Raw genomic sequence first — 10,955 nt, forward strand, 5'->3', positions numbered from 1 at the left:
CTATTTTTTAAGCCAATTGTTGGTAAAAGTACAATCTCTATATTCACCAATAATTTTCACATACGTTTCTTTTATTTTCTCATCAAACCATTTTCCAATCGCTGTAATTTGTTTGTTTTTAAGCGCCAATGCTTTGATCTTGATGTAATCTTTTGCATAATCAGCTGCATGCTCATCGATTCTATTTGTTACGGTAATTAATTTGAATTTTTTCTTTCCTTCTTCACCTTGGTCTAAGATTGGAGCTGAAATTTCATTTTCCTTCAAATTAGAAACTTGACTGTAAAAAGTAGGATCCATTTTAGTCAATTCAAAACGAGTATCCTGAGTTTGTGGATTGATTAATGCACCACCATTTGCTCTTGTTTCTTTTTCATCAGATAATGTTCTGGCAGCTTCCGCAAAAGTAATATCTTTATCCTCGATCCTTTTTTTGATTAAAGTAATCATTTCTTTAGCTTCCTTTAAAGCCTGTTCGGTTACTGTGGGTGTCAACAATATATGACGTAGTTCCCTCTCTTGCCCTCTTATTTTTTCAACTAAAATGATATGATACCCAAAAATTGTTTCAAATGGAGCAGAAATTTCTCCCTCTTGAAGGCTAAATGCTACTTCCTTAAATTCTTTAATAAAAGGCGTTTTACGGGTCATTTTGTAGTAACCTCCATTTGACTTTGATCCCGGATCTTGAGTATATAACACTGCTTTTGTAGAAAAACTTGCGCCTTCCTCAACTTCTTTTTTAAACTCATTTAATTTATCAATAACTTTTTTCTTATCTTCTTCCGAAACTTTCGGGGTAATAACAATTTGCGCTACTTCTAATTCCACTCCAAAGAATGGAAGATCTTCTTTTGGAATTGTTTTGAAATAATTACGAACCTCTTCCGGCGTAATTTCTACTTCATCAACAATTTTCTTCTGCATTTCAGAAGTTAACTTTCCTTCTTTTAAAATATCAGAGAAATAGGTTCTAAATTCTTCTTCAGAATCCTTTTTGTAATACTGCACTACTTTTTCCAAAGAACCAATTTGTCCTACCATATAGGCCAAACGCTCTTCTAACATTCCTTTTACCTCAGAATCTGTTACTACAATACTATCCTGAATAGCTTGATGCGCGTATAATTTATCCTCTAATAATTTCCCCAACATTTGGCATCTAGTAATATCTTTTATAGATCCGCCTCCCGCTGAAATTTCAAGATAAGACTTATCAATATCTGAATCTAAAATGATGTAATCTCCAACAGTTGCAATTACACCATCAATTTTTTGTTTACCAGATGATTGGTTTTTCTTGATTGGAACAATCACGGAGTCCTTAATAATTTCTTGTGCACTTGTTATAACACTTGTAAAAAGTAAAAGAAAAAAAGTAAGTGCAATTCTATTATTAATGGATTTCATTTCTATTTTATTTATTGGCATTATTCTAATTTGTATTTGTCGTAAAAATGTACTTATTCTATTGTTATTAAACCTTTTGATAGGTGCCAGAATAATTTTGGCAAATATACACTTTAAGAATCAACAACTGAATTGAAATTTTACAATACAATTCTTAAATATTCTTTAAATTTAAAACGAACAAAAATAGCAATTCAATTACATAATACAAGTTTCCTAACTACTATTAACAAAAAATTATAAACGCATTTATGTATCAGTTGATTTCGTTTGTAAACCATAAAGAAACTGAACGTTAGCAACTAAAAAATAATATAAATTCAGATTATATCTACTTCAATCGATAGTGATTATAATCATCATCCTTGTTTTCTCTTATTTCGCAACTATAATCAACTACCAGTGTTTATGATTATAGTACTTTTTCATTCCATCAAAAAAATCTTGTAATTACCAATAACTTCTCATTTTTGAGGTAAGAAAATCAAAAACACAATTATTAAAATACTCATTTTTAGCTCTCTATTTCAAAAGTTGTGAACACTACAACGTTTTCGTGGTTCATTAAAAAAAATCTGATGCGTATCGTGTAAGAATTTGTATAAATTAGCTAAAAAGTTGCTTTTTTATACAAAATACTAGTTCAAAAATAAATTTATATTATTTTTTTATACTATTTATTTTGATTTTAATAAAATACGTTTTTAAATAATTTTAAAATTTAAATCAAAAGAAAAAACAGCAACCAATCATTTCAATAATATTAATATCGCCCAAAATCTATTAATTAACCAAAATTACCTACTTTATGAAAAAACAAAATTTTAAAATTTGTTTATTATCCGCTTTACTCGTTGGCTTGTACTCGTGTAATTCAAATGATGATCTCGTAACCAATTCGACAGAAGCCGCTGCGCAATTCAAAGTGATTAATGTTACAAATCACGATGGACGTCCGTTCAGCACAGGAAAACAATCAAACACAACAGGCAGATACGTTGCAAATCCTGGTGGTGGTGTGATGATGCAGGCTTTTTATTGGGATGTGCCAGCAGGTGGAACTTGGTGGAATACTGTAAATGCAAAAATCACCGCTTGGTCAAATGCTGGAATTGGTTCTATCTGGCTTCCTCCAGTTTCAAAAGCTCAAAACGGACCATTTTCTATGGGGTATGATCCTACCGATTATTTTGATTTTGGAAACTACAATCAAAATGGCACAATAGAAACCCGATTTGGTTCTCGTACAGAATTAGAGAGTCTAATTACAAAAGTACATACAGAGAACATGCAGGTTTATGCTGATATGGTCCTAAACCACAACAGCGGCGGACAATTAGAAAGCAATCCATTTACAGGAACACAAACCTATACTAATTTTACCGGTGTCGCTTCTGGCAAATTCCCGAGAACGAGTGCTGATTTTTATAAAAACTCTTATGGAAATAATGACGAAGGAGCCTTTGGAGGATTTCCGGATTTAGCGCATGTCGTTCCTAATGTACAAGACTGGCTTTGGAAAAGAGCAGACGGAGTAGGTAAATATTATAAAAATACCATGAAATTTGATGGCTGGAGATTTGATTATGTGAAAGGTTTTGCTCCGTGGGTGATTAAAGATTGGAATGCAAATGTTGGTGGTTTTTCTGTTGGTGAATTATGGGATTCTAACGTAAACCTACTAAACGACTGGGCGAATAATGCCAATAGTTCTGTTTTTGATTTCGCCTGTTATTACAAAATGAATGATGCTTTCGACGGAAATAATCTAAATATTTTGAATGATGACATGATGTGGAAAAGAAATCCTTACAAAGCGGTTACATTCGTTGCCAACCATGACACCGACGAAATTTGGAAAAAAGAGCTTGCTTACGCTTACATCTTAACACATGAAGGATATCCAACCATTTTTTATCGTGATTATGAGGAATGGTTGAACAAAACAAAGATGAACAATTTAATCTGGATTCATAATAACAAAGCTACTGGAAACACCTCGATTTTATTTACTGACACTGACGAATATATCGCACGCAGAAACGGATACAACGGCAATCCTGGTTTGGTAGTTTACATTAACAATTCATCCACATGGCAAGAAAGATGGATTCAAACGAATTGGACAAACGCACAAATCAAAGACTTTACTGGAAATTCGACTTGGCTACCAACAACCCAAGGGGATAAATGGGTTAAAATTCAATGTCCGCCAAACGGCTATTCAATTTGGTCGATTAATATGTAACATAACAATACCCTCAAGGCTGTCTTTTCAGACAGCCTTCTTTTTTATAACTTATTAAATTGTCTCCATTTTTTATTAAATCAAAATCACATGAATTGCAACTTCAAAACCCACCTACTCCAATTAGCGGATACTATTTTTTTAATTGGCATTTATAAATAGTACTTTTGCAAACTATTTATACAAATATGGGCTTTTTAGAAGAAATACAACGCAGAAGAACCTTCGGGATTATCTCACATCCTGATGCCGGAAAAACAACACTTACTGAGAAACTCCTCCTTTTTGGTGGTGCGATTCAAGAGGCAGGTGCTGTAAAGAATAATAAAATCAAAAAAGGTGCTACCAGTGACTTTATGGAAATTGAACGCCAGAGAGGAATTTCGGTTTCTACTTCGGTTTTAGCATTCAATTATAAAGATAAAAAAATAAATATTCTTGATACTCCTGGACACAAGGATTTTGCCGAGGACACTTTTAGGACTTTAACTGCTGTTGACAGCGTTATTGTTGTAATTGATGTCGCTAAAGGTGTTGAGGAACAAACGGAAAAATTAGTGGCTGTTTGTAGATTGCGAAAAATTCCTATAATCGTATTCATCAATAAATTAGACCGAGAAGGAAAAGATGCTTTTGACTTGATGGATGAAGTAGAACAAAAACTAGGTTTAACGGTAACTCCATTAAGTTTTCCAATTGGAATGGGTTATGATTTTCAGGGAATTTATAATCTTTGGGAACAAAACATCAACTTATTTAGTGGCGATAGCCGTAAAAATATTGAAGAAACAATTGCTTTCTCTGATGTTCAAAATCCCGAATTAGAGAAAATTATCGGTCAAAAACCGGCTGACAGATTGCGTGAAGAATTAGAATTGATAGACGAAGTTTATCCTAAATTTGATCGTCAGGATTATTTGGACGGAAAACTACAACCTGTATTTTTTGGTTCCGCATTGAATAATTTTGGGGTTAGAGAATTATTGGATTGTTTTGTTGAAATTGCTCCGTCACCAAGACCTAAAGATTCAGAAACGCGATTAGTAGATCCAAAAGAAGAGAAAATGACAGGATTTGTTTTTAAAATCCATGCCAATATGGATCCAAAGCATAGAGACCGCCTGGCTTTTATAAAAATTGTTTCTGGAACTTTCGAAAGAAACAAACCGTATTATCACGTTCGTCAGAAGAAGAATTTAAAATTTTCCAGTCCTAATGCTTTCTTTGCTGAAAAGAAAGAAATTGTAGATATCTCGTATCCTGGTGATATTGTTGGTTTACATGATACCGGAAATTTCAAAATTGGTGATACGTTAACCGAAGGAGAAATCATGAGTTTCAAAGGAATTCCAAGTTTCTCTCCTGAACACTTCCGATATATTAACAACGCTGATCCAATGAAAGCCAAACAATTGGACAAAGGAATTGATCAGTTAATGGACGAAGGTGTAGCGCAGCTATTTACTCTAGAAATGAATAACCGAAAAATCATCGGAACAGTTGGAGCGCTTCAATACGAGGTTATCCAATATCGTTTAGAGCATGAATATGGTGCAAAATGTACGTATGAAAATTTCCCGGTACACAAAGCATGTTGGGTAAAACCTAATGATCCAAAAAGTGAGGAATTCAAAGAATTTAGGAGAATCAAGCAAAAATTCTTGGCACATGATAAATACGGACAATTAGTATTCCTAGCTGATTCTGATTTTACAATTCAAATGACACAAAATAAATATCCAAACGTAAAACTATTCTTTACATCGGAATTTGAGTAATATTTCAGTTAAAAAATGATTTCTGGATGACAATATGTAATCCAGAAATCAAAGTGAAAAATACATTAAAAAAAAAAACGCTAATTTAAAAATTAGCGTTTTTTTTATGTCTTATAAAAATGATTTTTGGCTTAAGCAACCATACTTTCCAAGTTTACTGCTTTTTTCAAAAAAGCTTTGATTAGTAAACGATTTGGCGCTGTACCTGAAGTAATAACTTGTTTTTTAGTATTAGTTCCTTCTGTAGATATTGTAGTGTTTGGATCTTGCTTAGAACCCATAAACCATAATACGAAGTTCATACTATTTGAAGATGAAACTGTAGAAACATTATCTTTTTTAGTGTTAGTATTAACCTCAATTGTATTTAGATCAGCTACATTTTTTGTAGTTTGAGCAAAAACAGCAGTATTAGATACTAAAATAAAAGCAACCATTAGGAAGCCATTCAACATGACTTTTTTACTTGCTTTTAAAGAAAAATATTTCATAACAATTCGTTTTTTATAATAGACAGAAAACATTTCTCTATCTCGAGAGCGAAAGTATATCATTTATAAACGGACGAAAAATATTTTCGATAAAGGACCAGAATACTCGTTTAAAGCACAAAATTGTTATAAACAACCTAGATTTAATAATGAGTTAATGTTAGCGCATGCAATAAACACGTTAACTTAAAGTAGTAAGATATTGCTAATGCTCAGGTGATAACAAAGCAAAAACCTGAAATCATTTCAATCACGGGTATGTCAAATTTAAAAAAGTTGGAAACTAATAGCAACTCCTCTTATTGAATAATAACTTATAAATAAAAAAGGCTCCATTTCTGGAGCCTTTTAAGAGTATTATGCTTGTCCCGCAGGACCAAAATTAAGCGGAATTGGTGCTTGTTCAGTGTCTTTTATTTCGCCATGAGCGACTTCAAAACGATGAATATTTTCTCCTATTGCTTTTAGCAATCTTTTAGCATGTTGCGGCGTCAAGACAATTCTTGATTTCACTTTAGCTTTAGGAATACCAGGCATGATGCTTACAAAATCTAAAACAAATTCTGATGAAGAGTGATTTATTATTGCCAAATTGGAATAAATTCCTTCAGCAATTTTTTCGTCTAACTCAATATTAATCTGTTCTTGTTGTTGATTAGAATTACTCATATCTTAGTAAATATATTCCTCTTTGTTAGCCATCATATCATTGTAATCTTCTTTCGAACCTACAATTGTATTGTCATATTCTCTCATACCTGTTCCGGCTGGGATTCTATGTCCAACAATTACATTTTCTTTCAATCCTTCTAAGTAATCGATTTTACCTGCAACAGCAGCTTCATTCAATACTTTAGTAGTTTCTTGGAAAGATGCAGCAGAGATAAACGATTTCGTTTGAAGTGATGCTCTTGTAATACCTTGTAAAACTGGTGTTGCTGTTGCAGTAACAACATCACGAGCCACAACAAGATTTTTATCTGTACGTTTCAATAAAGAATTTTCATCACGCAACTCACGAGGCGTAATAATTTGTCCTTCTTTTAATGCACTAGAATCTCCAGCATCCTCAACCACTTTCATACCGTATAATTTATCGTTTTGAACGATGAAATCTTTAGTGTGAATCAATTGATCTTCTAAGAATAAAGTATCACCTGGATCCTGAACTCTTACTTTACGCATCATTTGACGTATTACTACCTCAAAGTGTTTGTCGTTAATTTTTACCCCTTGTAAACGGTATACTTCTTGAATTTCATTAACCAAATACTGTTGAACAGCAGCTGGCCCTTGGATTCTTAAAATATCATCCGGAGTAATTGCACCATCAGATAAAGGTACACCTGCTCTTACGAAGTCATTTTCTTGAACTAGAATTTGGCTTGATAATTTAACCAAGTATTTTCTAATGTCACCAAATTTAGATTCGATAACAATCTCACGGTTTCCTCTTTTGATTTTTCCAAAAGATACAACACCATCAATTTCAGAAACAACAGCTGGGTTTGAAGGATTACGAGCTTCTAACAACTCTGTAATTCTAGGTAAGCCTCCTGTAATATCTCCTGATTTAGAAGAACGACGCGGAATTTTCACCAATACTTTACCTGCTTTAATTTTCTCCCCGTTTTCAACCATCAAGTGGGCTCCAACTGGTAAGTTATAAGAACGAATCAATTCATTGTCTTTACCGTAAACCAATAAAGTTGGAATTAATTTTTTAGATCTAGATTCAGAAATTACTTTTTCTTGGAAACCAGTTTGCTCATCAATTTCAACCATGAAAGATTGACCTTGTTCTAATTCTTCGTAAGCAATTTTACCGGTAAATTCAGAAACGATAACTCCATTATATGGATCCCATTTACAAATCACATCTCCTTTTACAACAGATTGACCGTCTTTAACAAAGATACTTGAACCGTAAGGAATATTGTTAGTACTCAATAAGATACCTGTTCTTTCATCGATTAATTTCAATTCAGTTGAACGAGATACTACAATATCAACTGCATTACCATCACTGTCTTCTCCTTTAACCGTTTTTAAATCTTCAATTTCCAGTTTACCGTTAAATTTAGTAATGATACTAGATTCTTCAGAAATACCACCCGCAACCCCACCTACGTGGAATGTACGTAATGTCAACTGTGTTCCTGGCTCTCCAATAGATTGTGCTGCAATTACACCAACTGCTTCACCTCTTTGTGTCATTTTACCAGTAGCTAAATTTCTACCGTAACATTTTGCACAAATACCTTTTAACGCTTCACAAGTTAATGGAGAACGAACTTCAACTTTCTCGATAGGAGAAGCATCAATTGCTTTCATTATAACTTCTGTGATTTGCTCACCAGATTTCACTAAAACTTCACTAGTCAAAGGATTGATTAAGTCTTGTAAAGCTACACGCCCTAAAATTCTTTCACCTAAAGTTTCAACTATCTCCTCATTCTTTTTCAATGCTGATACTTCAACACCTCTAAGTGTACCACAATCATCGATATTAACGATAACATCTTGAGATACATCATGCAATCTTCTTGTTAAATATCCTGCATCGGCCGTTTTCAAAGCCGTATCCGCAAGACCTTTACGCGCACCGTGAGTAGAAATAAAGTACTCAAGGATAGAAAGACCTTCTTTAAAGTTAGAAAGAATCGGGTTTTCAATAATTTCACCACCACCAGCAGTCGATTTTTTAGGCTTAGCCATCAAACCACGCATACCAGTTAACTGACGAATTTGTTCTTTGGAACCCCTCGCTCCAGAGTCAAGCATCATATACACTGAGTTGAAACCTTGTTGGTCTTCTCTAATGTTTTTCATTGCTAACTCTGTCAATTGAGCATTTGCTGAAGTCCAAACATCAATAACTTGGTTGTAACGTTCGTTATTGGTAATAAGACCCATGTTATAATTCGCAGAAATACCTTGAACTTGTTCTCTGGCGTCTGCTATTAATTTTGGTTTTTGATCTGGAATTCTAATATCACCAAGAGAGAATGACAATCCACCTTTGAAGGCAAATTTGTAACCCATGTCTTTCATGTTATCCAAGAAAGCCGCAGTTGTAGGTACATCAGTCGCGCTTAAAACGTGTCCGATAATATCTCTAAGGTTTTTCTTAGTCAATACATCATTGATATATCCAGCTGCTTCCGGTACTACTTCATTAAATAATACACGACCAGCAGTAGTTTTAATGATTTGGTACACTAAGTCACCTGCTTCATTAAAATGTTTTGCTCTAATTTTCACAGAAGCATTCAATTCTAATCTACCTTCATTCAAAGCAATATTTACTTCTTCAGCAGAATAAAAAGTGATTCCTTCTCCTAAAATTTTAAGCTCAGGAGTTGATAAACGTTCTTTGGTCATATAGTATAGACCCAAAACCATATCCTGAGAAGGTACCGTGATTGGTGCTCCATTTGCAGGATTCAGAATATTGTGTGAACCCAACATTAATAGTTGCGCTTCCAAAATAGCTTCTGGTCCTAAAGGCAAGTGAACTGCCATTTGATCCCCATCAAAATCCGCATTAAATGCCGTACAAACTAAAGGGTGCAATTGGATTGCTTTTCCTTCAATTAATTTTGGTTGGAATGCTTGAATACCTAATCTGTGCAAAGTAGGAGCACGATTCAGTAATATTGGGTGACCTTTAATTACATTTTCAAGGATATCCCAAACTACAGGCTCTTTCTTATCAATTATTTTCTTAGCTGATTTTACAGTTTTTACAATTCCTCTTTCTATCAATTTTCGGATAACGAAAGGTTTGTATAATTCTGCTGCCATATCTTTAGGGATACCACACTCAGACAATTTCAATTCAGGTCCAACAACAATTACCGAACGAGCAGAATAATCCACACGTTTTCCAAGTAAATTTTGACGGAAACGTCCTTGTTTACCTTTAAGGGAATCTGATAATGATTTTAATGGTCTGTTTGATTCTGTTTTTACTGCAGATGCTTTACGAGTATTATCGAAAAGTGAATCTACAGATTCCTGCAACATACGTTTTTCGTTTCTTAAGATAACTTCTGGAGCTTTAATCTCCATTAATCTTTTCAAACGGTTGTTACGTATAATTACACGACGGTATAAATCATTTAAATCTGAAGTTGCAAAACGACCTCCATCAAGTGGCACAAGCGGACGTAATTCTGGTGGAATGACTGGTACCACTTTCATGATCATCCATTCCGGACGATTCTCACGGTTCAAGTTAGACTCACGGAAAGATTCAACAACTTGTAATCTTTTTAATGCTTCGGTTTTACGTTGTTTAGACGTTTCATTGTTAGCATTATGTCTTAATTGGTAAGACAATGCATCAAGATCTATTCTTGCTAATAAATCCATAATACATTCAGCTCCCATTTTGGCAACAAATTTATTAGGATCAAAATCATCAAGATACTGATTGTCAGCAGGAAGTGTATCTAAAATATTTAAATATTCTTCTTCTGTCAAAAAGTCAAGTCTTTGCAAAGATTCACCTTCTGCATTTTTAGCAATACCAGCCTGGATAACTACGTATCTTTCGTAGTATATAATCATATCTAATTTCTTAGATGGAAGACCAAGGATATAACCAATTTTGTTAGGAAGAGAACGGAAATACCAGATATGAGCAATTGGCACAACAAGATTGATGTGACCTACTCTGTCTCTACGTACTTTTTTCTCTGTAACTTCAACACCACAACGGTCACAGATGATTCCTTTGTAACGTATTCTTTTATATTTACCACAAGCACATTCAAAATCTTTTACTGGTCCGAAAATACGTTCGCAGAAAAGACCATCACGCTCTGGTTTGTGCGTTCTGTAGTTGATAGTTTCAGGTTTCAACACTTCACCTCTTGACTCTTTCAAGATAGATTCAGGAGAAGCAAGTCCGATTGAGATTTTATTAAACCTTTTTACAGGGTTTTTATCTTTATTGTTATTATTTCTATTATTCATCATAGTTTTTACTATTGATTTATTTGCAATTAAAAAATTGATTCT

6 protein-coding genes are annotated in these 10,955 nt (G+C 33.7%); 2 read left to right on the top strand and 4 right to left on the bottom strand.

From position 1 onward, the window contains the following. Positions 1-1,410 (bottom strand): peptidylprolyl isomerase, encoded by a 1,410-nt coding sequence (locus tag IWX80_RS02290; protein WP_442899813.1) that lies wholly within the window; start codon positions 1,408-1,410, stop codon positions 1-3. An 808-nt stretch (positions 1,411-2,218) separates the two neighbouring features. Between IWX80_RS02290 and IWX80_RS02295 the strand changes: the two genes are divergently transcribed. Together IWX80_RS02295 and IWX80_RS02300 are read left to right on the top strand one after the other, a co-directional pair. Then, entirely contained in the window at positions 2,219-3,658 is a 1,440-nt protein-coding gene (locus IWX80_RS02295; protein WP_196852005.1) for an alpha-amylase, read from the top strand. 188 nt (positions 3,659-3,846) lie between these two features. Next, complete coding sequence (locus IWX80_RS02300) at positions 3,847-5,436, top strand: peptide chain release factor 3 (RefSeq protein WP_131908667.1); 1,590 nt, start codon at positions 3,847-3,849, stop codon at positions 5,434-5,436. Positions 5,437-5,567: 131 nt separating this feature from the next. On the opposite strand, the gene IWX80_RS02305 is transcribed toward IWX80_RS02300, so the two are convergent. The 3 genes from IWX80_RS02305 to rpoC form a co-directional block, all read right to left on the bottom strand. Beyond that, positions 5,568-5,927 carry a hypothetical protein gene (locus IWX80_RS02305; RefSeq protein WP_196852006.1) on the bottom strand — a complete coding sequence of 120 codons (360 nt, stop codon included), beginning with the start codon at positions 5,925-5,927 and terminating at the stop codon, positions 5,568-5,570. 357 nt (positions 5,928-6,284) lie between these two features. Next, entirely contained in the window at positions 6,285-6,596 is a 312-nt protein-coding gene (locus tag IWX80_RS02310; protein ID WP_073354716.1) for a DUF3467 domain-containing protein, read from the bottom strand. Between the two features lie 3 nt (positions 6,597-6,599). After that, positions 6,600-10,913, bottom strand: a complete 4,314-nt coding sequence (gene rpoC / locus IWX80_RS02315) for a DNA-directed RNA polymerase subunit beta' (protein ID WP_196852007.1) — start codon at positions 10,911-10,913, stop codon at positions 6,600-6,602. Positions 10,914-10,955 lie beyond the last annotated feature (42 nt).

The organism is Flavobacterium sp. CAN_S2 (assembly GCF_015752255.1).
Taxonomy (GTDB): Bacteria; Bacteroidota; Bacteroidia; order Flavobacteriales; family Flavobacteriaceae; genus Flavobacterium.